The sequence below is a fragment of the Stenotrophomonas sp. 22LJNL06-5-1 genome (assembly GCF_056861455.1).
In genome coordinates this window covers 695474-721082 of sequence record NZ_JBSPUE010000001.1, presented here as the reverse complement: position 1 = coordinate 721082, position 25609 = coordinate 695474, and the positions used below count along the sequence as shown (strand labels likewise).

The window sequence follows — 25609 nt, the reverse complement described above, 5'->3', positions numbered from 1 at the left end:
TGCTTCTACGTCTGGGCAGGCCGGGTAACTGGTCTGCCTACGTTTTTGAGGTCTATGGAGTGACCTTGGCGGCCTGCAGGAGTGTGGGTCGTCCGTATTCAGGAATTTCATGGGACAAAGCAACCCAGAGGCTTTGTCTGTCGCTCTTTTAACGAAGGAACCTACCGCCATGGCGGACCAAAAGATCCGGATCCGGCTGAAAGCGTTCGATCATCGTCTGATCGACCGTTCGGCCAGCGAGATCGTTGAAACGGCAAAGCGGACCGGCGCGCAAGTGCGTGGCCCGATCCCGCTGCCGACCAAGATCGAGCGTTACACCGTTCTCGTTTCCCCGCACGTCGACAAGGACGCGCGTGACCAGTACGAGACCCGCACGCACAAGCGCGTGCTCGATATCGTTGACCCGAATGACAAGACCGTGGACGCGCTGATGAAGCTCGAACTGGCTGCCGGCGTCGACGTTCAGATCAAGCTGACCTGAGGACTACGACCATGACGAAGAAGTATTCGTTGGGCTTCGTGGGCCGCAAGGCTGGCATGAGCCGCGTGTTCACTGAAGATGGCCGCTCCATCCCGGTGACCCTGATCGAAGCAACCCCGAACCGCATCGCGCAGATCAAGACCGTCGAAACCGACGGCTACAGCGCCGTGCAGGTGACCGTCGGCGCGCGTCGCGCTGCCCTGGTCAACAAGCCGGAAGCCGGCCACTTCGCCAAGGCGAAGGTGGAAGCGGGTCGTGGCCTGTGGGAATTCCGCGTTGAAGACGCGCAGCTCGGCGATTTCGCCGTTGGCGGCGAAGTCAAGGCGGACATCTTCGAAGTCGGCCAGATCGTCGACGTCCAGGGTGTCACCAAGGGTAAGGGCTTCCAGGGCACCATCAAGCGCCACAACTTCCGTATGGGCGATGCAACCCACGGTAACTCGCTGTCGCATCGCGCGCCGGGTTCGCTGGGTCAGCGCCAGACTCCGGGTCGCGTTTTCCCGGGCAAGAAGATGTCGGGCCACATGGGCGCAGTGCAGCAGAGCACCCAGAACCTGGAAGTGGTCAAGGTCGACGTCGAGCGCGGTCTGATCGCCGTTCGCGGCGCCGTTCCGGGCGCGGCGGGTGGCGACGTGATCGTCCGTCCGGCGAGCAAGGCATAAGGAGAGATGACGATGGAACTCGTTATCACGGGTAGCAACAACAAGGTCTCGGTCTCCGACGCCGTGTTCGGTCGCGATTTCAGCGAAGATCTGGTCCACCAGGTCGTCGTTGCCTACCGCAACGCCGGTCGCGCCGGCACCAAGGCACAGAAGACTCGCTCCGAAGTGGCTGGTACCACCAAGAAGTCGAAGAAGCAGAAGGGCGGCGGCGCGCGTCATGGCGCACTGACGGCTCCGATCTTCGTCGGCGGCGGTGTCACCTTCGCGGCCAAGCCGCGCAGCTTCGAGCAGAAGGTCAATCGTAAGCAGTACCGTGCCGCCATGTGCGCGATCCTGTCCGAGCTGAACCGTCAGGGCCGTCTGACCATCGTGGAGTCCTTCGACGTCGAAGTGACCAACACGAAGGGTCTGATCGCCAAGCTGGCCGGCCTGGAAGTGGGCAAGCGCCCGCTGATCGTCACCGAAGAAGCGTCCGAGCACCTGTACCTGTCCGCCCGCAATCTGCCGTACGTGCAGGTGCGTGACGTCCAGGGTCTGGATCCGGTCTCGCTGGTGGGTGCCGACACGGTCGTCATCACCGCTGACGCGGTCAAGAAGGTCGAGGAGTGGCTGGCATGAACAGCAACGAAAAAATCTTCAGCGTGCTGCGTGCCCCGCGTGTCTCCGAAAAGACCGCGCGCCTGCAGGAACTCTCCAACCAGTATGTCTTCGAAGTTTCGAACGAAGCCACCAAGGCCGATGTAAAGGCCGCGGTTGAGCAGCTGTTCGACGTCAAGGTCGAAGCCGTCAACGTGGTCAACGTCAAGGGCAAGAACAAGTCCTTCCGTAACCGTGCTGGCCGCCGCGGCGATTGGCGCAAGGCGTACGTTCGCCTGGCCGATGGCCAGTCGATCGATGTAACGGCCAAGGCCTGAGGTACATCCCATGCCATTGATGAAATTCAAGCCCACTTCCCCCGGCCGCCGTTCGGCCGTGCGCGTGGTCACTCCCGACCTGCACAAGGGTGCTCCGCACGCTGCGCTGGTCGAGTCGCAGAGCCGCTCGGGTGGTCGTAACCACCATGGCCGCATCACCGTGCGTCACGTCGGTGGTGGTGCCAAGCAGCACTACCGCATCATCGACTTCAAGCGCAACAAGCTGGGCATCCCGGCGCGCGTGGAACGCATCGAATACGATCCGAACCGCACCGCGCACATCGCTCTGCTGTGCTACGTCGACGGTGAGCGTCGCTACATCATCGCTCCGAAGGGCCTGAAGGCTGGTGATCAGGTGATCGCTGGTTCGGATGCCCCGATCAAGGCTGGCAACACCCTGCCGCTGCGCAACATCCCGGTCGGCACCACCATCCACTGCATCGAACTGAAGCCGGGCAAGGGCGCTCAGATCGCTCGCGCCGCTGGTGCGGCCGTGCAGCTGGTGGCTCGCGAAGGCATCTACGCCACCCTGCGCCTGCGCTCGGGTGAAATGCGTAAGGTTCCGGTCGAGTGCTGCGCCACCATCGGCGAAGTCGGCAACGACGAGCACAGCCTGGAAAAGCTGGGCAAGGCCGGTGCCAAGCGTTGGCGCGGCGTCCGCCCGACCGTTCGTGGTGCTGCCATGAACCCGGTTGACCACCCGCACGGTGGTGGTGAGGCCAAGGCCGGCCAGGGTAACCCGCATCCGGTCACCCCGTGGGGTGTCCCGACCAAGGGTTACAAGACGCGCCATAACAAGCGCACTCAGCAGTTCATCGTCCGCGATCGTAGGGGCTAATCGACCATGGCACGTTCACTCAAGAAGGGCCCGTTCGTCGATCACCACCTCGTCAAGAAGGTGGAGGCCGCTGCGGGCAGCAAGAAGCCGATCAAGACCTGGTCGCGCCGTTCGATGATCCTGCCTGACATGGTAGGCGTCACCATTGCCGTGCATAACGGCAAGAACCACATCCCGGTTCTCGTCAACGAGAACATGGTCGGCCACAAGCTCGGCGAATTTGCCATCACCCGGACCTTCAAGGGTCACGGTGGTGACAAGAAGTCGGGCAAGTAAGGAGAGATGACAATGGAAGCGAAAGCCATCCTGCGCACTGCGCGCATCTCCCCGCAGAAGGCTCGTCTGGTCGCTGACCAGGTGCGCGGTCTGCCGGCCGAGCGTGCGGTCAACCTGCTGAAGTTCTCGGACAAGAAGGCTGCCCACCTGATCAAGAAGGTGGTGGAGTCGGCTATTGCAAATGCCGAGAACAACCAGGGCGCCGACGTCGACGAGCTGAAGGTTCAGACCATCATGGTTGATGAAGGTCCGACCCTGAAGCGTTTCATGGCGCGGGCGAAAGGCCGCGGTACCCGCATCCTCAAGCGCACCAGCCACATCACTGTGGTTGTGGGCGCCGCCAAGTAAGCGGATAAGGAAAAGACCATGGGTCATAAAGTTCATCCGATTGGTATCCGCCTCGGCATTTCCAAGGACTGGAACTCCAAGTGGTACGCCAACAAGGCCGAGTTCGCTGGTTACCTGGCAGCCGACCTGAAAGTGCGCGAAATGCTGCGCAAGAAGCTGGCTCAGGCCGGCATCAGCAAGATCCTGATCGAGCGTCCGGCCAAGACCGCTCGCGTGACGATCCACACCGCCCGTCCGGGCGTGGTGATCGGCAAGCGCGGTGAGGACATCGAGAAGCTGCGCAAGGAAGTGAGCGAGATGATGGGCGTCCCGGCGCACATCAACGTCACCGAAGTGCGCAAGCCGGAACTGGACGCGCAGCTCGTTGCCGAGTCGATCGCCCAGCAGCTGGAGCGTCGCATCATGTTCCGCCGTGCAATGAAGCGCTCGGTCGGCAACGCGATGCGTCTGGGTGCCCTGGGCATCAAGGTCAACGTTGGTGGCCGCCTCAACGGTGCAGAAATCGCCCGTTCGGAGTGGTACCGCGAAGGCCGCGTGCCGCTGCACACCCTGCGTGCCGACATCGACTATGGCTTCGCTGAAGCCAAGACGACCTACGGCATCATCGGCATCAAGGTCTGGATCTACAAGGGCGAGGTCTTCGATTTCTCCCAGGTTGGCCAGGAAAAGCAGGACGACACCCCGTCGCGCAACGATCGTCACGATCGCGGCGACCGTGGTGACCGTCAGCGCCCGGCCCGTGAAGCGAGGTAACGACAATGTTGCAACCCAAGCGAACCAAGTACCGCAAGGTACACAAGGGCCGTAACGATGGCCTGAGCTGGAGCGCCAACGCTGTCAGCTTCGGCGAATACGGCCTGAAGGCAACCGCACACGGTCAGCTGACCGCGCGTCAGATCGAAGCGGCTCGCCGCTCGATCAGCCGCTACGTCAAGCGCGGCGGCAAGATGTGGATCCGCGTGTTCCCCGACAAGCCCATCACCAAGAAGCCCATCGAAGTCCGAATGGGTTCTGGTAAGGGTAACGTGGAATACTGGGTGGCCCAGATCCAGCCCGGCCGCATGATCTATGAAATCGAGGGTGTTTCCGAGGAAGTGGCTCGCGAGGCGTTCCGCCTGGCCGCCGCCAAGCTCTCGGTCACCACCACTTTCGTGACCCGTACGGTGCGCTGATGGATATCAAAACTCTCCGTGAAAAGTCGGCTGACGAACTCAAGGCCCACCTGATCGACCTGCGTAAGGAACAGTTCTCTGTCCGTATGCAGCAGGTCACCGGCCAGCTGCCGAAGACCCACGACATTCGCCGGGTCCGTCGCGAGATTGCTCGCGTCAAGACCCTGCTCGGCAGCACGAAGTAAGGATGGCCGCTATGAGCGACAATACTGAAAAGAAGACGCTGCGCACGGTCGAAGGCCGTGTCGTCAGCAACAAGATGGACAAGACGGTTACCGTCCTGGTTGAGCGTCAGGTCAAGCACGCGCTGTACGGCAAGTACATCAAGCGCTCGACGAAGCTGCACGCCCACGATGCCGACAACGCCTGCAAGGAAGGCGATGTCGTCCGCGTGACCGAGATTGCTCCGATGTCCAAGACCAAGAACTGGCGCGTGGTGGAAGTCATCACGCGCGCGGCTGAATAAGGAGCTGAATCATGATCCAGATGCAGAGCTACCTTGACGTCGCGGACAATTCGGGTGCCAAGCAGGTGATGTGCTTCAAGGTGCTGGGTGGTTCCAAGCGCCGTTACGCCGGCATCGGCGACATCATCAAGGTCACCGTGAAGGATGCGATTCCGCGCGGCAAGGTCAAGAAGGGTGAAGTGTATGACGCCGTCGTGGTGCGTACCCGCAAGGGTGTGCGTCGCGCCGATGGCTCGCTGATCCGCTTCGACGGCAACGCTGCCGTCCTGCTGAACAACAAGCAGGAGCCGATCGGTACCCGTATCTTCGGGCCGGTGACCCGTGAACTTCGTTCGGAGAAGTTCATGAAGATCGTCTCGCTCGCTCCCGAAGTGCTGTGAGCGACAGGAGATAATCATGGCTAACCGTATCAAGAAGGGCGACCAGGTTGTCGTCAACGCTGGCAAGGACAAGGGCAAGCAGGGCGAAGTCGTCCGCGTCGACGGCGACCGTGTGGTCGTCGCCAACGTGAACATCGTCAAGCGCCACACCAAGCCGAACCCGCAGGCAGGTGTTGCCGGCGGCGTGGTCGAGCGCGAAGCTTCGATCCATATCTCCAACGTGAATGTTCTGAACCCGGCTTCGGGCAAGGGCGAACGCGTTGGCTTCAAGGTGCTGGAGGATGGACGCAAACTGCGTGTGTTCCGCTCCAGCGGTGAGGCGCTCGACGCCTGAGGAATGAGAAGATGAGTTCCCGTCTCGAAAAGTTCTACAAGGACGAAGTGGTGCCGGCGCTGATGAAGCAGTTCGGCTACACCAATCCGATGGAAGTGCCGAAGCTGGTCAAGGTCACCCTGAACATGGGTGTCGGCGAAGCGGCCACCAACAAGAAGATCCTGGAAAACGCCGTCGGCGACATGACCAAGATTTCCGGCCAGAAGCCGGTTGTCACCAAGTCGCGTGTGTCGGTTGCGTCGTTCAAGATCCGCGATGGTTGGCCGATCGGCTGCAAGACCACGCTGCGTCGCCACAAGATGTACGAGTTCCTGGATCGCCTGATCAACATCTCGCTGCCGCGCGTGCGCGACTTCCGTGGTGTTTCCGGTCGTTCCTTCGACGGCCGCGGCAACTTCAACATGGGTGTGAAGGAACAGATCATCTTCCCGGAAATCGACTTCGACGCCGTCGACGCGATCCGCGGTATGGATATCGCCATCACCACCACTGCGAAGACCGACGCGGAAGCGAAGGCGCTGCTGGCAGCGTTCAAGTTCCCGTTCCGTAACTGATCTGTCGAGGAAACCGAAATGGCAAAGACCTCCATGGTCAACCGCGACATCAAGCGGGAAAAGCTGGCAAAGAAGTACGCTGAAAAGCGTGCAGCTCTGAAGAAGATCGTGTCCTCCGTGGACGCGACCTACGAAGAGAAGATCGACGCCGCAACCAAGCTGGCCAAGCTGCCGCGCGATTCGTCGCCGAGCCGCCAGCGCAACCGTTGCGAGCTGTCGGGTCGTCCGCGTGGCGTCTACAGCAAGTTCGGCCTGGGCCGTAACAAGCTGCGTGAAGCCACCATGCGTGGCGACGTCCCGGGTCTGCGCAAGGCCAGCTGGTAATCCCAGCCGGCCCTGCGATCAGGTGCCCCTTCGGGGGTTCCTGAACCGGGCAGGGGAGGCATTCAGCTTTCCCGACGCAAAAAAACCGAAGAGCCCGGCGCAAGCCGGGCTCTTTTGGCGTATACTCCCGCGTCTTGCCCTGTGCAAACGGGGTTGTAGGAGTGGGCCCCTGGCCCGCTGCATCAAGGGACCTGGCCCGTTTCCAGGAGACAACAGATTTTCGCGAAAGCGGATATCGGTGCACTCAAAGGTACTCATATGAGCATGACTGATCCCATCGCCGACCTGCTGGTCCGCATCAAGAATGCGGCCGCGGTTGGCAAGCAGACGGTGAAAGCCCCGTCGTCCAAGATCAAGGTTGCGATCGCCCAGGTCCTGAAGGACGAGGGTTACATCACCGACCTGCGCGTGACCCAGCTGGAAAACAACAAGTCCGAGCTGGAAATCGTGCTGAAGTATTTCGAAGGCAAGCCGGTCATCGCGACCCTGAAGCGCTTCTCGCGTTCGGGCCTGCGCCAGTACCGCGGCAAGAGCGAGCTGCCGAAGGTCATGAACGGCCTGGGTATCTCCATCATTTCCACCTCCAAGGGCATCATGACTGATGCGCAGGCGCGCCAGCTGGGCGTCGGCGGCGAAGTCCTGTGCTTCGTGGCCTAAGGCGAGAGGAGTAGAACTATGTCCCGCGTAGCCAAGAAGCCCGTCACCCTGGGCAAGGTTGAACTGAACGTCCAGCCGGAAAGCGTCACCGTCAAGGGCCCGAAGGGCACCCTGTCGCTGCCGAAGCCGGCCGGTATTGCCATCAACGTCGACAGCGGCGTTGCCACCCTGAGCACCGAGAACGCCGAGCTGGTCGCACTGACCGGTACCGTGCGTGCGATCCTGGCCAACATGGTCAAGGGCGTGTCCGAAGGCTTCGAGCGCAAGCTGGAGCTGGTCGGCGTGGGTTACCGCGCTGCCATGCAGGGCAAGGACCTGAGCCTGTCGCTGGGCTTCTCGCACCCGGTCGTGTTCGTGGCGCCGGAAGGCATCACCATCACCACCCCGACCCAGACCGAGATCCTGGTCCAGGGCGCTGACAAGCAGGTCGTCGGTGAAGTTGCCGCCAAGATCCGTGCGTTCCGCAAGCCGGAGCCGTACAAGGGCAAGGGCGTGAAGTACTCCGACGAAGTCATCATCCGTAAGGAAGCCAAGAAGGCCTAATTAGGCACTTCCGCTTTCAAAGGAAAAACATCATGAACAAGAACATCGCCCGCCTGCGTCGCGCCAAGTCGACCCGCGCCCACATCCGTGAGCTCGGCGTCGCCCGCCTGTCGGTGCTGCGCACCGGCCAGCACCTGTACGCCCAGGTCTTCACCGCCGACGGTTCCAAGGTGCTGGCTGCTGCCAACACCACCCAGACCGACGTCATGGAAGGTCTGAAGAACGGCAAGAACGCCGATGCCGCCGCCAAGGTCGGCCGTATCGTCGCTGAGCGCGCCAAGGCCGCCGGCGTCGAGAAGGTTGCCTTCGATCGTTCGGGCTACCGCTACCACGGCCGCATCAAGGCCCTGGCAGAAGCCGCCCGCGAAGCCGGCCTGCAGTTCTAAGGGACAAGGGCAGGGGACCTGTGGTCTCCTGCCCGCCTGCTCGCCCGCCTGAGTGAGGCGGGACGGCGCCACTCTTCTGCAGTGGCCCACCGGAACAACGCGACATTCCACAACCATAAGCGGCCCCGAGCCGTACATACCCAAACTACCAAGGAATCAAAATGGCAGAAGAGCGTCAGCAGCGGGGTCGCGATCGCGACCGTAACCGCGAAGAGAAAGTCGACGACGGCATGATCGAAAAGCTGGTCGCGGTCAACCGCGTCAGCAAGACCGTCAAGGGTGGCCGCCAGTTCACCTTCACCGCCCTGACCGTGGTCGGCGACGGCGAAGGCAAGGTCGGTTTCGGCTATGGCAAGGCGCGCGAAGTGCCGGTCGCCATCCAGAAGTCGATGGAACAGGCCCGCAAGAACCTGGTCAGCGTTGACCTGAACAACGGCACCCTGTGGCACACCATCAAGGATGGTCACGGCGCTGCCCGCGTGTTCATGCAGCCGGCTTCGGAAGGTACTGGCGTCATCGCCGGCGGTGCCATGCGCGCCGTGCTGGAAGCCGTTGGCGTGAAGAACGTGCTGGCCAAGGCCACCGGTTCGCGCAACCCGATCAACCTGGTGCGTGCCACCGTGAAGGGCCTGTCTGCTGCGCAGTCGCCGGCTCGCATCGCGGCCAAGCGCGGCAAGAAGGTGGAGGAACTCAACCATGGCTAATGAGTCCAACAAGACTGTGAAGGTGCGCCTGGTGCGCGGCCTGCGTGGTGCTCAGTCGCGTCACCGCCTGTCGGTGCGTGCTCTGGGTCTGAACAAGCTCAACGATGTGCGTGAACTGAAGGACAGCCCGCAGGTTCGCGGTCTGATCAACACCGTTCACTACCTCGTCAAGGTTGAGGAGTAATCGATCATGACTCTGCGTCTCAATGAACTGAGCCCGGCACCGGGCGCCCGCACCGAGCGCACCCGCGTCGGTCGCGGTATCGGCTCGGGCCTGGGCAAGACTGCCGGCCGCGGCCACAAGGGTTCGTTCGCCCGTAAGGGTGGCGGCAAGATCAAGGCTGGCTTCGAAGGCGGCCAGACCCCCATGCAGCGTCGTCTGCCGAAGATCGGCTTCCGTTCGCCGATCGCCAAGGACACCGCTGAAGTGCTGCTGTACGCGCTGGACAAGCTGCCGGCCGGTGAGATCGACTTCGCCGCCCTGCGTGCTGCCAAGCTGGTCCCGAGCACTGCAAAGAAGGCCAAGGTCGTCGTCAAGGGCGAAGTGACCAAGGCGTTCACCCTGAAGGGTATCGCTGCCACGGCTGGTGCCAAGGCCGCGATCGAAGCTGCCGGCGGCAGCGTAACGGAGTAAGAAAATCATGGCGCAAGCTGGCATCGGTAACCTCGCGGGCGGAATGGGCAAGTTCACTGAACTTCGCCAACGTTTGCTGTTCGTCGTCGGGGCTTTGATCGTCTATCGCATCGGCTGCTACGTGCCGGTGCCGGGCGTCAATCCCGATGCCATGCTTGCCATGATGCAACAGCAGGGCGGCGGCATCGTGGACATGTTCAACATGTTCTCGGGCGGCGCCCTGCACCGTTTCAGCATCTTCGCGCTGAACGTGATGCCGTACATCTCGGCATCGATCGTGATGCAGCTGGCCGTGCACATCTTCCCCGCCCTGAAGGCGATGCAGAAGGAAGGTGAGTCCGGCCGCCGCAAGATCACCCAGTATTCGCGCATCGGCGCCGTGCTGCTGGCAGTGGTGCAGGGCGGCTCGATCGCGCTGGCCCTGCAGGGCCAGGTCTCGCCGTCGGGCGCTCCGGTGGTGTACGCGCCGGGCATGGGCTTCGTGCTCACCGCCGTGGTCGCGCTGACCGCCGGCACCATGTTCCTGATGTGGGTCGGTGAGCAGGTCACCGAGCGTGGCATCGGCAACGGCGTGTCGCTGATCATCTTCGCCGGTATCGTCGCTGGCCTGCCGGGTGCCATCATCCACACCTTCGACGCCTACCGCGACGGCAACATCCAGTTCATCCAGCTGCTGCTGATCGCCATCGTCGTGCTCGCCTTCACCTTCTTCGTGGTGTTCGTCGAGCGTGGCCAGCGCCGGATCACGGTCAACTACGCGCGCCGCCAGGGCGGTCGCAACGCGTACATGAACCAGACCTCGTTCCTGCCGCTGAAGCTCAACATGGCCGGCGTCATCCCGGCGATCTTCGCCTCCAGCCTGCTGGCCTTCCCGGCCACCCTGGCCATGTGGTCCGGCCAGGCTGCCAACCAGAGCAGCTTCGGTCAGGTCCTGCAGAAGGTCGCCAACGCGCTGGGCCCGGGCGAGCCGCTGCACATGATCGTATTCGCTGCGCTGATCACCGGTTTCGCGTTCTTCTATACCGCGCTGGTGTTCAACTCGCAGGAAACCGCCGACAACCTGAAGAAGTCGGGCGCGCTGATTCCGGGCATCCGTCCGGGCAAGGCCACCGCCGACTACATCGACGGCGTGCTGACCCGCCTGACCGCGGCCGGCTCGGCCTACCTGGTGATCGTCTGCCTGCTGCCGGAACTGATGCGCACGCAGCTGAACGCCTCGTTCTACTTCGGCGGTACTTCGCTGCTGATCGTGGTGGTGGTGGTGATGGACTTCATCGCCCAGGTGCAGGCGCACCTGATGTCCCACCAGTATGAGAGCCTGCTGAAGAAGGCCAACCTGAAGGGCGGCAACCGCGGCGGTTTTGCCCGCGGCTGATTGGCCTGTTATACTTTCGTCTTCCTGACGTGATGGTCCCTCCGCTTCGCGGACTCCGGCCACACAAACGAAGGGCGGCCCCCGCAGCGGTTCCGGGTGGGGGTGTGATGAGGTGGTCCCGCGCTGGAGTAGCGCGGGCGGCTCCGGGGGAAACTCCAGATCCAACCCCATCCGGCGCCGGAGCCTGGGCACACTCCCCAGGCCGGGTTCATGAAACCAATGGTTTCACGGGCTTCCATGTAAACCGGAACCTTGTTAGTATCGCTAGTTCACTTTTTTGATCCATCCTGCCGGATTGGCGTGCCCGAGGCGCGCTGTCGGCCATCACTCAGCTGGAGAACCGCGTCATGGCGCGTATTGCAGGCGTCAACCTGCCAGCCCAGAAGCACGTCTGGGTCGGGTTGCAAAGCATTTACGGCATCGGCCGTACCCGTTCGAAGAAGGTCTGCGAAGTCGCAGGCGTTGCTTCGACCACCAAGATCCGCGATCTGTCGGAGCCGGAAATCGAGCGCCTGCGCGCCGAAGTCGGCAAGTACATCGTGGAAGGCGATCTGCGCCGTGAGATCGGCATCGCGATCAAGCGCCTGATGGACCTGGGCTGCTACCGCGGCCTGCGTCACCGTCGTGGCCTCCCGCTGCGTGGCCAGCGCACCCGTACCAACGCCCGCACCCGCAAGGGTCCGCGCAAGGCGATCAAGAAGTAAGGGACTGAGAAATGGCTAAGCCCGCTGCTAAGACCAAGAAGAAGATCAAGCGCGTCGTCACCGACGGCGTTGCCCACGTCCACGCTTCGTTCAACAACACCATCGTCACCATCACCGACCGCCAGGGCAACGCTCTGTCGTGGGCGACCTCCGGTGGCGCTGGCTTCCGCGGTTCGCGCAAGTCGACCCCGTTCGCTGCCCAGGTGGCTGCTGAAAAGGCCGGTCGTGCTGCGCTGGACTACGGCGTGAAGTCGCTGGAAGTCCGCATCAAGGGCCCGGGTCCGGGCCGTGAGTCGGCCGTGCGTTCGTTGAACAACGTCGGCTACAAGATCACCAACATCATCGACGTGACGCCTATCCCGCACAACGGGTGCCGTCCGCCGAAGAAGCGTCGCGTCTAAAGGGAGCGATAAGAAATGGCTCGTTATATCGGTCCTACCTGTAAGCTCGCCCGTCGCGAAGGCGCCGACCTGTCCCTGAAGAGCCCGGCGCGTGCGCTGGACTCGAAGTGCAAGCTGGAGCAGAAGCCCGGCCAGCACGGCGCCACTGCCCGCAAGGGCAAGCTGTCCGACTACGCCACCCAGCTGCGTGAAAAGCAGAAGGTCAAGCGTATCTACGGCCTGCTGGAGCGTCAGTTCCGCAACTACTACAAGAAGGCCTCGACCAAGAAGGGCAACACCGGCGAGAACCTGCTGCAGCTGCTGGAAACCCGCCTGGACAACGTCGTCTACCGCATGGGCTTCGCCGTGACCCGTCCGGCTGCCCGTCAGCTGGTGTCGCACCGCGGCGTCACCGTGAATGGCAAGTCGGTCAACCTGGCTTCGTACCAGGTCAAGGCTGGCGACGCCATCGCTCTGTCTGAAAAGGCTGCCAAGCAGCTGCGCGTCCAGGAAGCCCTGACCGTCGCCGCCCAGCATGACCTGAGCCCGTCGTGGGTTGAAGTGGATTCCGGCAAGTTCACCGGCATCTTCAAGGCTGTTCCGGATCGTTCGGATCTGCCTGCGGACATCAACGAAGCGCTGATCGTCGAGCTGTATTCGAAGTAATTCACATTGGAGAGCCCCCGGCGACGGCCGGGGGTTCACTAGGAGAACCCGCAACATGACGGTTACCGCCAACCAGGTTCTGCGTCCTCGCGGTCCGCAGATCGAACGCCTTACCGACACCCGTGCAAAGGTCGTTATCGAACCTTTGGAGCGGGGTTACGGGCATACGCTGGGTAATGCCCTGCGTCGCGTGCTGCTGTCGTCCATCCCGGGCTTCGCCATCACGGAAGTCGAAATCGACGGCGTGTTGCATGAGTACACCACGGTCGAAGGTCTGCAGGAGGACGTGCTCGAAGTCCTGCTGAACCTGAAGGACGTGGCCATCCGTATGCACTCCGGCGACAGCGCCACCCTGTCCCTGTCCAAGCAGGGCCCGGGCGTTGTCACCGCTGCCGATATCAAGGTCGACCACAATGTGGAGATCCTGAACGGCGAACACGTGATCTGCCACCTGACCAAGGATACGGCGATCAACATGCGTCTGAAGATCGAACGTGGTTTCGGCTACCAGCCGGCTGCCGCGCGTCGTCGTCCGGACGAAGAAACCCGTGCCATCGGCCGCCTGGTCCTGGATGCCTCGTTCTCGCCGGTCCGCCGCGTCGCCTATGCCGTGGAAGCGGCCCGCGTCGAACAGCGTACCGACCTGGACAAGCTGGTCATCGATATCGAGACCAACGGCACCATCGATGCCGAGGAAGCCGTGCGCACCGCCGCCGACATCCTCAGCGACCAGCTGTCGGTGTTCGGTGACTTCACCCACCGCGACCGCGGTGCAGCCAAGCCGGCCAACAACGGCGTGGATCCGGTGCTGCTGCGCCCGATCGACGATCTGGAGCTGACCGTGCGTTCGGCCAACTGCCTGAAGGCTGAAAGCATCTACTACATCGGCGATCTGATCCAGAAGACCGAAGTGGAGCTGCTGAAGACCCCGAACCTGGGCAAGAAGTCGCTCACCGAGATCAAGGAAGTGCTGGCTCAGCGCGGCCTGTCCCTCGGCATGAAGCTGGAGAACTGGCCGCCGGCCGGTGTCGCCAGCCACGGCATGCTGGGCTGATATCGGTAATGCCTGAAGGCTCCACCGTTCGCGGTGGGGCCTTCAACGCAACACAACATGCCACGACGAACCCCAGGTTCGCGCGGCAGGTCGCCCAGGACGGGTGGCCAGGACCAACCGCAGTCCGCGCAGCAACGCCAGGAAGGCGACAACGATCCGCACAGTCTCATCATTAACCAAGGAATATCACCATGCGTCACCAGAAGTCTGGCCGTAAGTTCAGCCGTACCAGCGCCCACCGCGAAGCGATGTTCAAGAACATGGCTGCCTCGCTGTTCAAGCACGAGCTGATCAAGACCACCCTGCCGAAGGCCAAGGAACTGCGCCGCGTTGCCGAGCCGCTGATCACCCTGGCCAAGGTCGACTCCGTCGCCAACCGCCGTCTGGCCTTCGCCCGCCTGCGCGACAACGAAGCCGTGGGCAACCTGTTCACCATCCTGGGCCCGCGCTACGCGAACCGTCCGGGCGGCTACCTGCGTCTGCTGAAGTGCGGCTTCCGCGCCGGCGACAACGCGCCGATGGCCTACGTCGAGCTGGTTGACCGTCCGGTCGTGGCCGAGGAAGTGGCCGAGTAATCGGACCGCTCCAACGCGACTCAGCGAAAGCCCGGCCTCTGCCGGGCTTTTGCGTTCAAGGGGGCCGGATTCCGTTCCCACGGAACGGGCGCTGACCCACACCGTTCCGACAGGCGTCACCTGTGGCGGTTCGAATGGCGCGCACTCTCGGTTACGCTTGGCGCCTGATCCATTCGAGCGTTGACGATGAATCCACTGCGCTGGCCCTTCCGCGCCCAGTTCTTCCTGGGCTTCCTGATCTGCGCGGGCCTGCTTGGCTACGCGATCTTCCTGCAGCTGAAGATGGGCCTGGAGCCGTGTCCGCTGTGCATCTTCCAGCGCCTGGCCTTCGCCGCGCTCGGCCTGCTGTTCCTGATCGGTGCGCTGCACGGGCCGTCCAACCGCCCGGGACGCGCGACCTATGGCGTGCTGGCCTTCATTGCCGCCGCAGTGGGCGTCGGCATTGCCGCGCGCCACGTCTACGTGCAGATGCTGCCGCCGGAAATGGGTTCCACCTGTGGCCCGCCGCTGGCCTTCCTGAGCGAGACCATGGGGCCGCTGGAAGTGTTCCGCACGGTGCTGACCGGTACCGGCAACTGCGGCAACATCGACTGGACCTTCCTGGGCCTGACCATGCCGATGTGGTCGGGCGTGTGGTTCGTGCTGCTGGCGCTGTGGGCGCTGGTGGTGTCGCTGCGCAAGGTCAAGCGCTGAAGCAGGCGAGTGCCGGCCGCTGGCCGGCACACCGTGGCAATGCCGGCCAGCGGCCGGCACTACCTCAGAAGTCCTGCTGCAGGCTCAGGTAAGCACCGCGGCGCGGTCCCCACTGCGGGGCAAACACGCCGACACCGCCGCCATCGCGCAGCCGGTAGCTGCGATCCAGTGCGTTGATCACCGCCAGCTGCACATGCAGCGGATGGCCGCTGTCGGCGTTGAAGTCGTGCCCGGCGCTGAGGTTCACCTGCAGGTAGGACGGCAGCTCGCCGCCATTGGGCACGCCCTCGATGTCCGAACGCAGGCCGCTACCGAACACGTAGTTGGCGCCGACCCGGTTGTGCCCGGCGAAGGCATAGCTGAGGCCTCCTGACGAGGTAAGCTTCTGGTCGTGGTCGAGGTGGATCCAGTGGTTGGCCACATAGGTCAGCGCTTCCGGGTCGAGGTTGTACTGGCTGGTGATGACGTCGGTACCGATGGCCTTGTTCAGCGCGGCGTTGAAGTAGGCACTGAACGGACCGTTGCTGTAGTCGGCACTAAACTCCAGGCCGCGGATATGGCCGCGGCGGTAGTTGAACGTCGAGTAGATATAGGCGGCGCCGAACTGGCCTTCGTCCTGCAGGCGCGCGACACGGCGGTCGTACGCATCCAGGCCCAGGGTCAGGTGTTCACCCAGCTGCTGCGAGACGCCGATGTCGTAGTAGTCGCTGCGTTCGGCCAGTGGCGTGTTGTTGCCGCCGCTCGGCTGCTGGTTGGTGGTGCCGTCGTACAGGGCGATGTCGCCGCTGGCGATCAGCTCGCTGGCCGGTGGCGTGAAGTAGCGCGAGTAGCCGGCATGCACGGTGGTGCTGTCGCTGGCATTCCAGACCACGCCCACGCGCGGGCTGAGCTGGCCCTCGGTGCGGCCAAAGGCCTTGTAGCGGTCTCCGCGCAGGCCGTAGTTGACGGTCCAGTCGTCGCCGATCTTCCATTCGTCCTGCACGTACAGTGCCAGCGTGCTGGCATGGAAGGCGCTGCGATCCGGAATCAGCAGCGGTGTGGTGCTGGACTGCTGGCCGCCGTCATCAACCGGGAACACCCAGCTGTTGCTGTTCGCCCGCGCGTTCTCGTAATTGCCGTACAGGCCATAGCGCAGCGTGTGGTCGTTGCCCAACGGCGTCGAGAAGTCGGCCTGCAGGGTGTTGGCGCGGTTGCTGCGCTGGACCTGCGAGGCGACGCCACTGAACACCAGATCGCCCGCCACGTCCGGGTTGAACGCCACGTCGCTGTAGCGCTGCCCGGCCGAGAGCTGATAGGCGGTGCCGCCCAGCGTGCCCTGCAGCACCAGCATGCCGAAGCGGGTGGTCTCGCGCTGGGTCTCATCCAGCTGGCTGGAATCGAAGGTGGTGGTGTCCAGGTAACCGAACTGCGGGGTCTGGCCCGGGTTGGCCGGGATCTGGAAACGATTGTTGGCGAAGCCGGCGAACACGCTCAGACGGGTGTTGTCGTTGACCAGGTAGGTGAGGTCGGCGAACGCCTTGCCCTGGTGGGTGTCGTCGTGCAACGGCTTGCGCGTGTGGGTGGGGTTCTCCAGGCCGACCTCGTTCTGGTCGTAGTTGCCGGTCAGGAACCAGCTCCAGCGCCCCTGGTTGCCCCACCACGAGGCATTCGGATTGATCTTGCCGAACGAGCCTGCGGTCAGCCCGGCGCTGCCGCCATTGCCGAGCTCGGCGCCACTGCGGGTGGTGATGTCGACTACTGCAGCGGTGCGCTCGCCGAACTGCGCCGGGAGTGCGCCATCCATCAGGCGGATGCTCTTGATGGTGCGGGCATCCAGGGTCTGGCCGAAGCCCGAGATCGATTCGGGCAGCAGCACGCCGTTGATGCGGTACTGCAGATTGGCGTGGTCGCCGCGCACGTGCACGCCGCCGTAGGAATCCTGGACCACGCCCGGGGCCTGCAGCAGCACCTGGCTGAGCGGCGCGGAGGCACCCAGCGGCTGTTTCTGGATGTCCTCGGCGGTGATCTGGTACTGGCTGCTGCCGATGTCCGGCGACAGCGTGTTGCGGGCCTGGTCGAGCTGGGCGTGGACGGTGACCGCATCCAGATCCTTGACGGACGAAGAGGGGGCGTCAGCTGCCGAGGCGAAGGCGGGCAGGCTGGCCAGAGCCAGGGTCAGGGCGAAGGTGATGCCGGTAGCGAGGGGCGAGGGCTTCATGGTGGGAGAGGTGGCGGCTGGATGTGGAAGGGGCCGGTCCATGACATGGAAGTGTTACTCCGTAACAAAGCATGCGCCTGTCCGAGGCGGCTGACCATGCAGGATCTGGCCGCTGGCGTCGGCCTTTCTCTGCCGTTCAGGCGAGCAGGCCGGCCGGACCGGCCCTTTGCGTCAGCGGCCGGCTCTGCGACCATGACCGCCCCCCATCCCGGAAGTCTGCAATGAGCCTGTCCGCCGTTCCGCCCGTGCCCGATCCCGCCGCAGCCACCGCCACCGCTGGCGCCGCCTGGTCGCCGGAGAGCTGGCGTGGCAAGACCGCGCTGCAGATGCCGACCTACCCGGACCCGGTGGCGCTGGACGCCGCCCTGCACGAGCTGAAGCGGCTGCCGCCGCTGGTCACCTCCTGGGAGATCCTGGCGCTGAAGCAGCAGCTGGCCGAGGCCCAGGAAGGCAAGCGCTTCCTGCTGCAGGGCGGCGACTGTGCCGAGAACTTCAGCGACTGCGAATCGGGCACCATCTCCAACCGGCTGAAGGTGCTGCTGCAGATGAGCCTGGTGCTGGTGCATGGCCTGCGCCAGCCGGTGATCCGCGTCGGCCGCTTCGCCGGCCAGTACGCCAAGCCGCGCTCGGCCGATACCGAGACCCGCGACGGCGTGACCCTGCCGAGCTACCGCGGCGATGTGATCAACGCACCCGCCTTCACGGAGGCAGCGCGTCTGCCGGACCCGAAGCGGATGCTGCAGGCGCACGCCCATTCGGCGATGACGATGAACTTCGTGCGGGCGCTGATCGATGGTGGTTTCGCCGATCTGCACCACCCCGAGTACTGGAACCTGGAGTGGGTGCGGCATTCACCGTTGGCGGCCGACTACCAGAAGATGGTGGCGTCGATCGGCGATGCCGTGCACTTCATGGAGACCCTGGCCGGGGCCCGCGTGCACAACCTCAACCGCATCGATTTCTACACCTCGCATGAAGCGCTGCTGTTGCCGTACGAGCAGGCGCTGACCCGCCAGGTGCCGCGCCAGCAGGGCTGGTTGAACCTGAGCACGCATTACCCGTGGATCGGCATGCGCACAGCCGCGCTGGACGGCGCGCACGTGGAATACCTGCGTGGCGTGCGCAATCCGATTGCGATCAAGGTCGGTCCGTCGGTGACGCCGGACCAGCTGCTGCGCCTGATCGACGTGCTCAATCCGCATGACGAACCGGGCCGTCTGAGCTTCATCCACCGCATGGGTGCGGCGCAGATTGCCGAGAAGCTGCCGCCGCTGCTGGATGCGGTCAAGCGTGATGGCCGCCGCGTGCTGTGGGTGTGCGATGCGATGCATGGCAACACCGAAAGCACCGCCAACGGTTTCAAGACGCGCCGCTTCGACAACGTCCGTGGCGAAGTGGAGATGTCGTTCGATCTGCATGCGGCCGCAGGCACGCGCCTGGGCGGCGTGCACCTGGAACTGACCGGCGAAGACGTGACCGAGTGCACCGGTGGCGCGCGCGAACTGACCGAGCGTGACCTGGAGCGCGCGTATCGTTCGACGGTGGACCCACGGTTGAACTACGAGCAGTCGCTGGAGATCGCGATGGCGATCGTGCGCAAGCAGGAGCAAGTGCGGTAAGTGTGTTGCGGCAGGGCTTGCAGCCCTGCACCTGCGGAGGCAACGGCAACGGCCGAAGCAACGGCAACAGCCGAAGCAACGGCAACAGCATGCATTCCGTGGGATGGCTGGGCGGTGTCGGAGTGCGGGGACGCTGCAAGTACGTCCCTGTAAGCTTGGCAGCCGCATCCATGCGGCTGACACCCCGCACTCCGACACCGCCCCGCCTATGACAGATTCCGGCGGCTGTTGGTAGGTGTCGACCTTGGTCGACACGGTAGATCCACGCCATGCGTGGATGCTTTTGGATTCCAATTCGAAATATTCGATTCCGATGGAGATTCATCCACGCATGGCGTGGATCTACTGCAGATCGCAAGAATCTGTCGAAGGCGGGGTGGGTCCGGTTGCGGGGGCGTGAGCCGCATGGATGCGGCGACCGAGCTTACATGGACGTACTTGCAGCGCCCTCCGCCACCGGACCCACCCCGCCATCCCACGGAATGCCAGCTTCTGCTGTTGCTGTTGCTTCGGATTCTGGCAGGTGCAGGGCTGCAAGCCCTGCCGACCAACACCCTGCTTACGAACGGCTGACGTGACGCTCATGCGCCATGCGCGAAGCTGTCCGCTTGGCTGTTCGAGTGGAGGTGGCAACGGTGCACTGGCAAAGCGCACAGGCCTATGCATGGCCGTTGGGTCTGGCAGCGTTGGTGGGCGGCATCGGCGCGTGGCTGATCCTGTGGATCTATCACCGGCTGAAAGGGCGTGATCGCCGGCGTGCGCGCATCGGTCGTGTACTCGGGCTGCCGATGGCCACCGCATGGCCGCTGCTGCTGCTGATTCCCGCGTTGCAGGCGACGCCGCTGCAGGATCCGTTGCTGGGCCATCTGCAGCACGTACTGCACATCGCGCTGACCGCGTGCTTCATCTGGCTGCTGGTGCGGGCGGTGGCAGCAGGTGAGCGGGCGATCCTGCGCAGCCATCCCATCGATGTTTCCGACAACCTGGAAGCGCGCCGCATCCAGACCCAGACGCGGGTACTCAGTCGCGTGCTGATGGGTGGCATCATCGTGCTGGGCGCATCGTTGGTGCTGCTGACCTTCCCCATGGTGCAGAAGATCGGCACCGCCCTGCTTGCCTCGGCCGGCCTGATCGGCCTGGTGGCCGGTATCGCGGCCAAGCCGGTGTTCGGCAACCTGATCGCTGGCCTGCAGATTGCAGTGACGCAGCCGATCCGGCTGGATGACGTGGTGATCGTCGAAGGTGAGTGGGGGCGCATCGAGGAGATCGGCAGCAGCTACGTGGTGGTGCGTATCTGGGATGAGCGGCGGATGGTGGTGCCGCTGACCTGGTTCATCGAGAACCCGTTCCAGAACTGGACGCGGCGCAGCGCCGACCTGCTCGGCACCGCGTTCCTGTGGTTGGACTACCGTGCGCCGATCGCGGCGATCCGCGCCGAGCTGGAGCGCATCTGCCGGGGCGAAGCGCTGTGGGATGGCCGGGTCTGCGTGACCCAGGTGACCGAGACCAGTGAGCGTGCGATCCAGGTGCGCCTGCTGGTCAGCGCGCGCAGCTCCGGTGATGCCTTCGACCTGCGTTGCCTGGTGCGCGAGCGCATGCTCGATTTCCTCGCGCGTGAGCATCCGCAGTCGCTGCCGCAGGTGCGTGCGCGGCTGCAGCACGACGACGAGCTGGATATGCCGCGCGGCCCATGTGCGCGCACTGCGGATGTGCGTTCGCCAGGTGCTGAAGATGGCGAGGCAGCCATCGTGCCGGTAGAGCTGGAGCCCGAACGGTAGTGCCGGCCGCTGGCCGGCAGATCCAAGGTCGCCGGCCAGCGGCCGGCGCTACCGCATCAGGGCTCGCCGGCGTCGATCAGCGCATCGGTATCGAAGTGTGGCGGGCGCCGTGCGCGCGTGCGCTGTTCGTAGGCGTAGGCCATTTCGATCAGCTTCGGTTCGCTCCAGGCGGTGCCCATGAACAGCAGGCCGACCGGCAGGCCATCGATCTGGCCCATCGGCACGGTCAGACTGGGATAGCCGGCCACGGCGGCGGCGCTGTAGCTCTCGCCGGGGAAGTCGTCGCCTTCGCTGCGGATCGGCCACGCCACGCCGGTGGTCGGTGCCACCAGGGCGTCAAGCTGATGGGCGGCGAGGGCGGCGTCGATGCCCTCCGGGCCGGCCAGGCGGCGCGCATCGCTGCGCGCGCGGATGTAGGCGGGGTCAGCCAGGCCGGCGGTGGCATCGGCCTCCACCAGCAGCTCCTGGCCGAACAGGCCCAGTTCCTGCTTGCTGTGCGCCTGGTTGAAGGCGATCAGCTCGGCCAGGCTGCGCAGCGGTGCGCGGTGGGTGCTGAAGTAGCGCTCCAGCCCGGCCTTGAATTCGTACAGCAGCAGCCTGCGCTCGGCTTCGGCCCAGGCGCCCTGGTTGGGCAGCTCCACCGGCACCACCACGGCGCCGGCGCGGCGCAGCTCGGTCGCCGCCTGTTCGATCAGTGGCGGCATGCCACGGTACTTCAGCAGCGGCGTCTGCAGCAGGCCGATGCGCTTGCCGCGCAGGCCCTGCGGGTCCAGTCGCGCGGTGTAGTCGTAGACCGCACGGCCGGGCATGGTCGCGGTGGCCGGGTCGGCATCATCGCGGCCGGCGATCGCGGTCAGCACGGCGGCAGCGTCGGCGACGCTGCGTGCCATCGGTCCGGCAGTGTCCTGGCTGAAGGAGATCGGGATGATGCCGTCGCGGCTGACCAGGCCGACGGTCGGCTTCAGCCCGACCACGCCGTTGATCGCCGCCGGGCAGACGATGCTGCCATCGGTCTCGGTACCGATCGCCACGCTGGCGAGGTTGGCGGCCACGGCCACCGCGCTGCCGCTGCTGGAACCGCACGGCGAATGGCTCAGCCGATAGGGATTGCGGGTCTGGCCGCCGCGCGCGCTCCAGCCGGAGATCGAATCATTGCCGCGGAAATTGGCCCATTCGCTGAGATTGGTCTTGCCCAGTACCACCGCACCGGCTTCGCGCAGCCGGCGTACCAGGTAGGCATCGTCCGGACGGAAGCCCTGCAGGGCCAGTGAGCCGGCACTGGTGGCCATCGGCGCGGCGTTGATGTTGTCCTTCAGCAGCAGCGGGATGCCATGCAGCGGGCCGCGCAGGCGGCCATCACGGCGCTCGCGGTCGCGCGCGGCGGCTTCCTTCAGGGCATCGGGGTTGAGCTCGATCACCGCGCGCAGGCGTGGCCCGGTGCGGTCCAGGGCGGCGATACGCTGCAGGTAGGCCTGGGTCAGGGTGGTGCTGTCCAGTTCACCGGCGGTCATCCGCGCCTGCAGGTCGGCGACATCGGTTTCGGCGTACGGGAACGGCACGTTGCGGCTCGCAGGTTCGGCCGCATGCGCGCTGGGCGTGGCCGGGCTGCAGCCAGCCGAAAGCAGCGCCGGCAACGCGGCGAGCAGGCAGGTCAGCAGAGGCGGCAAGGACGGGCGCATGGGGCGGCTTGGTCGGCTCCAATCCCCAGTGTAGCGGGTGCTCAGCGGTGGCGCTTGCGCAGGTCGCGGGCGAGGACGTAGACCACGATCAGGTTGATCGCCAGGATCGTCCATGACGGCCAGCCGGGGTGGCGGATGATCGCGAAGATATCGAAAGGCAGGTACAGGGCGGCGGTCAGGCAGCCCAGCCAGGACGCCCAGGCCTTGGCCCGCCACAGGCCCCAGGCCTCGACCAGGTGCAGCAGGCCGTAGCCGATCATTCCCGCCGCGGCCAGATGGACCGCGTCGGGACTGATCATGTGCAGCAGCGAGGGCAGGGTGCCATGGTCCGGATCCAGGCTGAAACGCCGGATCAGGGCCATGATGCCGTGCCGTAGCGGCTGCGGTCCGAGCACTTCCAGCCCGGTGGCGGCCAACAGCGCCAGCATCGCCTTGCTCGCTTCGAGCAGGGCGATGACATGGAGACCCGGATGCCGGTGTGGATCCGGGTTGTAGCCGCTCTGGTTCACGGGGTGCTGGCTCAGCCGCCGCGCGAAGCCTTCTTGCGGTCGCTTTCGGTCAGGAACTTCTTGCGCAGGCGGATCTCCTTCGGGGTGATCTCGACCAGCTCGTCGTCTTCGATGAAGTCCAGGGCCTGTTCCAGCGAGTACTTGATCGCCGGGGTCAGCTGGATCGCATCGTCCTTGCCCGAAGCGCGCATGTTGGTCAGCGGCTTGGTCTTGATCGCGTTGACGGTCAGGTCGTTGTCCTTGGAGTGGATGCCGACCAGCTGACCTTCATACACGTTGTCGCCTTCAGCAGCGAACAGCTTGCCGCGCTCCTGCAGCGGGCCCAGCGAGTAGGCCGGCGTGGTGCCCGGCGCATTGGCGATCATCACGCCGTTGATGCGCTTGGCGATCGCGCCCTGTTCCTTCGGACCGTAGTGGTCGAACACGTGGAACAGCAGGCCCGAACCCTGGGTCAGGGTCTTGAACTCGTTCTGGAAGCCGATCAGGCCACGGGCCGGGATCGAGTATTCCAGGCGCACGCGGCCCTTGCCGTCCGATTCCATGTTCTTCAGCTGGCCCTTGCGGGTGCCCAGCTTTTCCATCACGCCGCCCTGGTGGATTTCTTCGATGTCCACCACCAGCTGCTCGATCGGCTCCATCATCTGGCCGTCGATTTCCTTGATGATCACTTCCGGGCGCGACACGGCCAGCTCGTAGCCTTCGCGACGCATGTTCTCGATCAGCACCGACAGGTGCAGTTCGCCACGGCCGGAGACCAGGAACTTGTCGGCGTCTTCCAGCTGCTCGACCTTCAGGGCCACGTTGTGGACCTTTTCACGGTCCAGGCGGTCCTTGATCTGGCGGCTGGTCAGGAACTTGCCACCGGACAGGTCCTTGTTGCCGGCGAACGGCGAGTTGTTGACCTGGAAGGTCATCGAGATGGTCGGCTCGTCGACGGTCAGCGCCGGCAGGGCTTCCGGGGTGTCCGGGGCGCAGATGGTGTCGGAGATGGTCAGCTCCTGGATGCCGGAGATGGCCACGATGTCGCCAGCCTCGGCGGTATCCTGCTCGATGCGCTCCAGGCCCATGAAGCCCAGCACCTGCAGCACCTTGCCGTTGCGCTTCTTGCCTTCACGGTCGATGACCGCGACCTGCATGTTCTTCTTCAGGGTGCCGCGCTGGATGCGGCCGATGCCGATCACGCCCACGAAGTTGTTGTAGTCCAGCTGGCTGATGCGCATCTGGAACGGGCCTTCCGGATCAACTTCCGGACGCGGCGCGTGCTGCATGATCGCTTCGTACAGCGGGGTCATGTCGCCATCGCGCACGGTGTCTTCCAGGCCGGCGTAGCCGTTCAGGCCCGAGGCGTAGACGATCGGGAAGTCCAGCTGCTCGTTGGTGGCGCCGAGCTTGTCGAACAGATCGAAGACCTGGTCGATCACCCACTCCGGACGGGCGCCCGGACGGTCGACCTTGTTGACCACGACGATCGGCTTGAAGCCCATCGCGAAGGCCTTCTGGGTCACGAAGCGGGTCTGCGGCATCGGGCCGTCCATCGCATCGACCAGGATCAGCACGGTGTCGACCATCGACAGCACGCGCTCGACCTCACCACCGAAGTCGGCGTGGCCGGGGGTGTCGACGATGTTGATCCGGTTCTTGATGCCGGTCTTCTTGTCTTCCCAGGTGATGGCGGTGTTCTTGGCCAGGATGGTGATGCCGCGTTCCTTTTCCTGGTCGTTGCTGTCCATCACGCGCTCGGCGAGGACGGTGCGCTCGGACAGGGTGCCGGACTGCTTCAGCAGCTGGTCGACCAGGGTGGTCTTGCCATGGTCGACGTGGGCGACGATGGCGATGTTGCGAAGATTTTCGATGGACATACGAAAGGGGGCCAGTCGGCGCCGGATTTGGAAAAAGAAGTCCAACATTATACGTCGAACTTGACGATTCGCGAAAAGGTGGATTTCACACCCGTCATGGGGCCCATTCAGCTGGCTGTCCGCCGCGGCGGCCGAGGCCGCCAGGACCGTCGTGCGGGGCTCCCCCGCCGGCGGCTGAAGCCGGGGTCTGCGCCGATGGTCGAAGCCGCCGCCGCCACGAGGCAGGTGTAAACTAGGTGGCTAGACGCATTCCCCTCTGCATCAAGGATCTTCATGTCCCTCATCGCCACTTTCGACACCACCCAGGGCCCGATCAAGGTCGAGCTGTTCGCCGACAAGGCGCCGCTGACCGTGGCCAACTTCGTGAACCTGGTCAAGCACGGCTTCTATGACGGCCTGATCTTCCACCGCGTGATCGCCGACTTCATGATCCAGGGCGGTTGCCCGCAGGGTCGTGGCACCGGCGGCCCGGGCTACAAGTTCGAAGACGAGAAGAATGGCGTGAAGCACGAGGTCGGCTCGCTGTCGATGGCCAACGCCGGCCCGAACACCAACGGCAGCCAGTTCTTCATCACCCACATCAAGACCGACTGGCTGGACGGCCGCCACACCGTCTTCGGCAAGGTCCTGGAAGGCCAGGCCATCGTCGATTCGGTCAAGCAGGGCGACGTGATCCATTCGATCACCCTGGAAGGCGACGTCGACGCCGTGCTGGCCGCCCAGGCCGAGCGCGTCGCGGAGTGGAACAAGCACCTCGCCGCCTGATCCCCCTTCGAAACGGCCACCCACGGGTGGCCGTTTCCCTGTTCCCCGCCGCCCGCCCGGCCTGCGTGGCCATGCCCGCGGCG

The 25609-nt window shown here is 64.4% G+C and carries 35 protein-coding genes; 31 read left to right on the top strand and 4 right to left on the bottom strand.

Features of this window, described 5'->3' with window-relative positions; translation table 11 throughout:
• Positions 1-169: 169 nt before the first annotated feature.
• From rpsJ to AC13GF_RS03305, 28 genes are all read left to right on the top strand, one after another.
• Positions 170-481: a 30S ribosomal protein S10 gene (gene rpsJ / locus AC13GF_RS03440; protein WP_005408208.1), complete on the top strand. Its 312-nt coding sequence runs from the start codon at positions 170-172 to the stop codon at positions 479-481.
• A gap of 11 nt (positions 482-492) precedes the next feature.
• The gene (gene rplC, locus AC13GF_RS03435) at positions 493-1143 is read left to right on the top strand and encodes a 50S ribosomal protein L3 (protein WP_004145336.1); all 651 of its coding nucleotides are present in this window, start codon (positions 493-495) and stop codon (positions 1141-1143) included.
• A 12-nt stretch (positions 1144-1155) separates the two neighbouring features.
• Positions 1156-1761, top strand: coding sequence for a 50S ribosomal protein L4 (gene rplD, locus AC13GF_RS03430; RefSeq protein ID WP_004145337.1), 606 nt, complete (start codon positions 1156-1158; stop codon positions 1759-1761).
• Positions 1758-2057, top strand: coding sequence for a 50S ribosomal protein L23 (gene rplW / locus AC13GF_RS03425; protein ID WP_004145338.1), 300 nt, complete (start codon positions 1758-1760; stop codon positions 2055-2057). Before rplD ends, rplW begins: the two co-directional genes overlap by 4 nt.
• Positions 2058-2067: 10 nt before the next feature.
• Positions 2068-2895, top strand: coding sequence for a 50S ribosomal protein L2 (rplB, locus tag AC13GF_RS03420; protein WP_004145339.1), 828 nt, complete (start codon positions 2068-2070; stop codon positions 2893-2895).
• A gap of 6 nt (positions 2896-2901) precedes the next feature.
• Complete coding sequence (rpsS, locus tag AC13GF_RS03415) at positions 2902-3171, top strand: 30S ribosomal protein S19 (protein ID WP_004154485.1); 270 nt, start codon at positions 2902-2904, stop codon at positions 3169-3171.
• A gap of 12 nt (positions 3172-3183) precedes the next feature.
• The gene (gene rplV / locus AC13GF_RS03410) at positions 3184-3519 is read left to right on the top strand and encodes a 50S ribosomal protein L22 (RefSeq protein WP_004145348.1); all 336 of its coding nucleotides are present in this window, start codon (positions 3184-3186) and stop codon (positions 3517-3519) included.
• An 18-nt stretch (positions 3520-3537) separates the two neighbouring features.
• Positions 3538-4272 carry a 30S ribosomal protein S3 gene (gene rpsC / locus AC13GF_RS03405; RefSeq protein WP_004145350.1) on the top strand — a complete coding sequence of 245 codons (735 nt, stop codon included), beginning with the start codon at positions 3538-3540 and terminating at the stop codon, positions 4270-4272.
• A gap of 5 nt (positions 4273-4277) precedes the next feature.
• Positions 4278-4691 carry a 50S ribosomal protein L16 gene (gene rplP, locus AC13GF_RS03400; RefSeq protein ID WP_004154486.1) on the top strand — a complete coding sequence of 138 codons (414 nt, stop codon included), beginning with the start codon at positions 4278-4280 and terminating at the stop codon, positions 4689-4691.
• Positions 4691-4876 carry a 50S ribosomal protein L29 gene (gene rpmC / locus AC13GF_RS03395; protein WP_004154487.1) on the top strand — a complete coding sequence of 62 codons (186 nt, stop codon included), beginning with the start codon at positions 4691-4693 and terminating at the stop codon, positions 4874-4876. Before rplP ends, rpmC begins: the two co-directional genes overlap by 1 nt.
• Positions 4877-4887: 11 nt before the next feature.
• On the top strand, positions 4888-5157 hold the full coding sequence (gene rpsQ / locus AC13GF_RS03390) for a 30S ribosomal protein S17 (protein WP_004154489.1): 270 nt from the start codon (positions 4888-4890) through the stop codon (positions 5155-5157).
• An 11-nt stretch (positions 5158-5168) separates the two neighbouring features.
• The gene (rplN, locus tag AC13GF_RS03385; protein WP_010483978.1) at positions 5169-5537 is read left to right on the top strand and encodes a 50S ribosomal protein L14; all 369 of its coding nucleotides are present in this window, start codon (positions 5169-5171) and stop codon (positions 5535-5537) included.
• 16 nt (positions 5538-5553) lie between these two features.
• Entirely contained in the window at positions 5554-5871 is a 318-nt protein-coding gene (gene rplX, locus AC13GF_RS03380) for a 50S ribosomal protein L24 (RefSeq protein WP_004154490.1), read from the top strand.
• A gap of 11 nt (positions 5872-5882) precedes the next feature.
• Entirely contained in the window at positions 5883-6425 is a 543-nt protein-coding gene (gene rplE, locus AC13GF_RS03375; protein ID WP_004154491.1) for a 50S ribosomal protein L5, read from the top strand.
• 18 nt (positions 6426-6443) lie between these two features.
• Positions 6444-6749: a 30S ribosomal protein S14 gene (gene rpsN, locus AC13GF_RS03370; protein ID WP_005408209.1), complete on the top strand. Its 306-nt coding sequence runs from the start codon at positions 6444-6446 to the stop codon at positions 6747-6749.
• 258 nt (positions 6750-7007) lie between these two features.
• Positions 7008-7406, top strand: coding sequence for a 30S ribosomal protein S8 (gene rpsH / locus AC13GF_RS03365; protein ID WP_005408210.1), 399 nt, complete (start codon positions 7008-7010; stop codon positions 7404-7406).
• Between the two features lie 18 nt (positions 7407-7424).
• A complete protein-coding gene (rplF, locus tag AC13GF_RS03360) occupies positions 7425-7949 on the top strand; it encodes a 50S ribosomal protein L6 (RefSeq protein WP_126930100.1) in 525 nt (174 codons plus the stop codon).
• A 32-nt stretch (positions 7950-7981) separates the two neighbouring features.
• Entirely contained in the window at positions 7982-8335 is a 354-nt protein-coding gene (gene rplR / locus AC13GF_RS03355; protein WP_005408212.1) for a 50S ribosomal protein L18, read from the top strand.
• Between the two features lie 161 nt (positions 8336-8496).
• On the top strand, positions 8497-9039 hold the full coding sequence (rpsE, locus tag AC13GF_RS03350; RefSeq protein WP_004145411.1) for a 30S ribosomal protein S5: 543 nt from the start codon (positions 8497-8499) through the stop codon (positions 9037-9039).
• Complete coding sequence (gene rpmD / locus AC13GF_RS03345; RefSeq protein WP_004145412.1) at positions 9032-9223, top strand: 50S ribosomal protein L30; 192 nt, start codon at positions 9032-9034, stop codon at positions 9221-9223. Before rpsE ends, rpmD begins: the two co-directional genes overlap by 8 nt.
• Before the next feature lie 6 nt (positions 9224-9229).
• On the top strand, positions 9230-9673 hold the full coding sequence (gene rplO / locus AC13GF_RS03340; RefSeq protein WP_004154498.1) for a 50S ribosomal protein L15: 444 nt from the start codon (positions 9230-9232) through the stop codon (positions 9671-9673).
• A 7-nt stretch (positions 9674-9680) separates the two neighbouring features.
• Positions 9681-11048, top strand: coding sequence for a preprotein translocase subunit SecY (secY, locus tag AC13GF_RS03335; protein WP_005408215.1), 1368 nt, complete (start codon positions 9681-9683; stop codon positions 11046-11048).
• Positions 11049-11395: 347 nt separating this feature from the next.
• Positions 11396-11752: a 30S ribosomal protein S13 gene (gene rpsM, locus AC13GF_RS03330; protein ID WP_004154500.1), complete on the top strand. Its 357-nt coding sequence runs from the start codon at positions 11396-11398 to the stop codon at positions 11750-11752.
• 11 nt (positions 11753-11763) lie between these two features.
• On the top strand, positions 11764-12153 hold the full coding sequence (rpsK, locus tag AC13GF_RS03325; RefSeq protein ID WP_004145443.1) for a 30S ribosomal protein S11: 390 nt from the start codon (positions 11764-11766) through the stop codon (positions 12151-12153).
• Between the two features lie 15 nt (positions 12154-12168).
• The gene (rpsD, locus tag AC13GF_RS03320) at positions 12169-12798 is read left to right on the top strand and encodes a 30S ribosomal protein S4 (protein ID WP_004145446.1); all 630 of its coding nucleotides are present in this window, start codon (positions 12169-12171) and stop codon (positions 12796-12798) included.
• 55 nt (positions 12799-12853) lie between these two features.
• Positions 12854-13852 carry a DNA-directed RNA polymerase subunit alpha gene (locus AC13GF_RS03315; protein ID WP_010483975.1) on the top strand — a complete coding sequence of 333 codons (999 nt, stop codon included), beginning with the start codon at positions 12854-12856 and terminating at the stop codon, positions 13850-13852.
• A gap of 191 nt (positions 13853-14043) precedes the next feature.
• Entirely contained in the window at positions 14044-14427 is a 384-nt protein-coding gene (rplQ, locus tag AC13GF_RS03310) for a 50S ribosomal protein L17 (RefSeq protein WP_005408217.1), read from the top strand.
• Between the two features lie 186 nt (positions 14428-14613).
• Complete coding sequence (locus AC13GF_RS03305) at positions 14614-15120, top strand: disulfide bond formation protein B (RefSeq protein ID WP_010483974.1); 507 nt, start codon at positions 14614-14616, stop codon at positions 15118-15120.
• A gap of 64 nt (positions 15121-15184) precedes the next feature.
• On the opposite strand, the gene AC13GF_RS03300 is transcribed toward AC13GF_RS03305, so the two are convergent.
• Positions 15185-17317 carry a TonB-dependent receptor gene (locus tag AC13GF_RS03300; RefSeq protein WP_483003250.1) on the bottom strand — a complete coding sequence of 711 codons (2133 nt, stop codon included), beginning with the start codon at positions 17315-17317 and terminating at the stop codon, positions 15185-15187.
• A gap of 221 nt (positions 17318-17538) precedes the next feature.
• Here AC13GF_RS03300 and AC13GF_RS03295 point away from each other — a divergent pair, with 221 nt between their 5' ends.
• Together AC13GF_RS03295 and AC13GF_RS03290 are read left to right on the top strand one after the other, a co-directional pair.
• Positions 17539-18936 (top strand): class II 3-deoxy-7-phosphoheptulonate synthase, encoded by a 1398-nt coding sequence (locus tag AC13GF_RS03295; protein WP_483003249.1) that lies wholly within the window; start codon positions 17539-17541, stop codon positions 18934-18936.
• A 590-nt stretch (positions 18937-19526) separates the two neighbouring features.
• On the top strand, positions 19527-20714 hold the full coding sequence (locus AC13GF_RS03290) for a mechanosensitive ion channel family protein (RefSeq protein ID WP_483003248.1): 1188 nt from the start codon (positions 19527-19529) through the stop codon (positions 20712-20714).
• A gap of 56 nt (positions 20715-20770) precedes the next feature.
• Here AC13GF_RS03290 and AC13GF_RS03285 read toward each other — a convergent pair whose 3' ends face one another.
• The 3 genes from AC13GF_RS03285 to typA are packed head-to-tail and all read right to left on the bottom strand — an operon-like array spanning position 20771 to position 24761.
• On the bottom strand, positions 20771-22393 hold the full coding sequence (locus AC13GF_RS03285) for an amidase (protein WP_483003246.1): 1623 nt from the start codon (positions 22391-22393) through the stop codon (positions 20771-20773).
• 41 nt (positions 22394-22434) lie between these two features.
• Entirely contained in the window at positions 22435-22902 is a 468-nt protein-coding gene (locus tag AC13GF_RS03280; protein ID WP_005408223.1) for a DUF2127 domain-containing protein, read from the bottom strand.
• 11 nt (positions 22903-22913) lie between these two features.
• A complete protein-coding gene (gene typA, locus AC13GF_RS03275) occupies positions 22914-24761 on the bottom strand; it encodes a translational GTPase TypA (RefSeq protein ID WP_032129766.1) in 1848 nt (615 codons plus the stop codon).
• Between the two features lie 273 nt (positions 24762-25034).
• Here typA and AC13GF_RS03270 point away from each other — a divergent pair, with 273 nt between their 5' ends.
• Positions 25035-25526 (top strand): peptidylprolyl isomerase, encoded by a 492-nt coding sequence (locus tag AC13GF_RS03270; protein WP_004153629.1) that lies wholly within the window; start codon positions 25035-25037, stop codon positions 25524-25526.
• Positions 25527-25609: the final 83 nt, after the last annotated feature.

Excerpts from the sequence above, each read along its gene's own strand:
- rpsJ (WP_005408208.1), top strand. The coding sequence starts at position 170 with ATGGCGGACCAAAAGATCCGGATCCGGCTGAAAGCGTTCGATCATCGT.
- rplC (WP_004145336.1), top strand. The coding sequence starts at position 493 with ATGACGAAGAAGTATTCGTTGGGCTTCGTGGGCCGCAAGGCTGGCATG.
- rplD (WP_004145337.1), top strand. The coding sequence starts at position 1,156 with ATGGAACTCGTTATCACGGGTAGCAACAACAAGGTCTCGGTCTCCGAC.
- rplW (WP_004145338.1), top strand. The coding sequence starts at position 1,758 with ATGAACAGCAACGAAAAAATCTTCAGCGTGCTGCGTGCCCCGCGTGTC.
- rplB (WP_004145339.1), top strand. The coding sequence starts at position 2,068 with ATGCCATTGATGAAATTCAAGCCCACTTCCCCCGGCCGCCGTTCGGCC.
- rpsS (WP_004154485.1), top strand. The coding sequence starts at position 2,902 with ATGGCACGTTCACTCAAGAAGGGCCCGTTCGTCGATCACCACCTCGTC.
- rplV (WP_004145348.1), top strand. The coding sequence starts at position 3,184 with ATGGAAGCGAAAGCCATCCTGCGCACTGCGCGCATCTCCCCGCAGAAG.
- rpsC (WP_004145350.1), top strand. The coding sequence starts at position 3,538 with ATGGGTCATAAAGTTCATCCGATTGGTATCCGCCTCGGCATTTCCAAG.
- rplP (WP_004154486.1), top strand. The coding sequence starts at position 4,278 with ATGTTGCAACCCAAGCGAACCAAGTACCGCAAGGTACACAAGGGCCGT.
- rpmC (WP_004154487.1), top strand. The coding sequence starts at position 4,691 with ATGGATATCAAAACTCTCCGTGAAAAGTCGGCTGACGAACTCAAGGCC.
- rpsQ (WP_004154489.1), top strand. The coding sequence starts at position 4,888 with ATGAGCGACAATACTGAAAAGAAGACGCTGCGCACGGTCGAAGGCCGT.
- rplN (WP_010483978.1), top strand. The coding sequence starts at position 5,169 with ATGATCCAGATGCAGAGCTACCTTGACGTCGCGGACAATTCGGGTGCC.
- rplX (WP_004154490.1), top strand. The coding sequence starts at position 5,554 with ATGGCTAACCGTATCAAGAAGGGCGACCAGGTTGTCGTCAACGCTGGC.
- rplE (WP_004154491.1), top strand. The coding sequence starts at position 5,883 with ATGAGTTCCCGTCTCGAAAAGTTCTACAAGGACGAAGTGGTGCCGGCG.
- rpsN (WP_005408209.1), top strand. The coding sequence starts at position 6,444 with ATGGCAAAGACCTCCATGGTCAACCGCGACATCAAGCGGGAAAAGCTG.
- rpsH (WP_005408210.1), top strand. The coding sequence starts at position 7,008 with ATGAGCATGACTGATCCCATCGCCGACCTGCTGGTCCGCATCAAGAAT.
- rplF (WP_126930100.1), top strand. The coding sequence starts at position 7,425 with ATGTCCCGCGTAGCCAAGAAGCCCGTCACCCTGGGCAAGGTTGAACTG.
- rplR (WP_005408212.1), top strand. The coding sequence starts at position 7,982 with ATGAACAAGAACATCGCCCGCCTGCGTCGCGCCAAGTCGACCCGCGCC.
- rpsE (WP_004145411.1), top strand. The coding sequence starts at position 8,497 with ATGGCAGAAGAGCGTCAGCAGCGGGGTCGCGATCGCGACCGTAACCGC.
- rpmD (WP_004145412.1), top strand. The coding sequence starts at position 9,032 with ATGGCTAATGAGTCCAACAAGACTGTGAAGGTGCGCCTGGTGCGCGGC.
- rplO (WP_004154498.1), top strand. The coding sequence starts at position 9,230 with ATGACTCTGCGTCTCAATGAACTGAGCCCGGCACCGGGCGCCCGCACC.
- secY (WP_005408215.1), top strand. The coding sequence starts at position 9,681 with ATGGCGCAAGCTGGCATCGGTAACCTCGCGGGCGGAATGGGCAAGTTC.
- rpsM (WP_004154500.1), top strand. The coding sequence starts at position 11,396 with ATGGCGCGTATTGCAGGCGTCAACCTGCCAGCCCAGAAGCACGTCTGG.
- rpsK (WP_004145443.1), top strand. The coding sequence starts at position 11,764 with ATGGCTAAGCCCGCTGCTAAGACCAAGAAGAAGATCAAGCGCGTCGTC.
- rpsD (WP_004145446.1), top strand. The coding sequence starts at position 12,169 with ATGGCTCGTTATATCGGTCCTACCTGTAAGCTCGCCCGTCGCGAAGGC.
- AC13GF_RS03315 (WP_010483975.1), top strand. The coding sequence starts at position 12,854 with ATGACGGTTACCGCCAACCAGGTTCTGCGTCCTCGCGGTCCGCAGATC.
- rplQ (WP_005408217.1), top strand. The coding sequence starts at position 14,044 with ATGCGTCACCAGAAGTCTGGCCGTAAGTTCAGCCGTACCAGCGCCCAC.
- AC13GF_RS03305 (WP_010483974.1), top strand. The coding sequence starts at position 14,614 with ATGAATCCACTGCGCTGGCCCTTCCGCGCCCAGTTCTTCCTGGGCTTC.
- AC13GF_RS03300 (WP_483003250.1), bottom strand. The coding sequence starts at position 17,317 with ATGAAGCCCTCGCCCCTCGCTACCGGCATCACCTTCGCCCTGACCCTG.
- AC13GF_RS03295 (WP_483003249.1), top strand. The coding sequence starts at position 17,539 with ATGAGCCTGTCCGCCGTTCCGCCCGTGCCCGATCCCGCCGCAGCCACC.
- AC13GF_RS03290 (WP_483003248.1), top strand. The coding sequence starts at position 19,527 with ATGCGCGAAGCTGTCCGCTTGGCTGTTCGAGTGGAGGTGGCAACGGTG.
- AC13GF_RS03285 (WP_483003246.1), bottom strand. The coding sequence starts at position 22,393 with ATGCGCCCGTCCTTGCCGCCTCTGCTGACCTGCCTGCTCGCCGCGTTG.
- typA (WP_032129766.1), bottom strand. The coding sequence starts at position 24,761 with ATGTCCATCGAAAATCTTCGCAACATCGCCATCGTCGCCCACGTCGAC.
- AC13GF_RS03270 (WP_004153629.1), top strand. The coding sequence starts at position 25,035 with ATGTCCCTCATCGCCACTTTCGACACCACCCAGGGCCCGATCAAGGTC.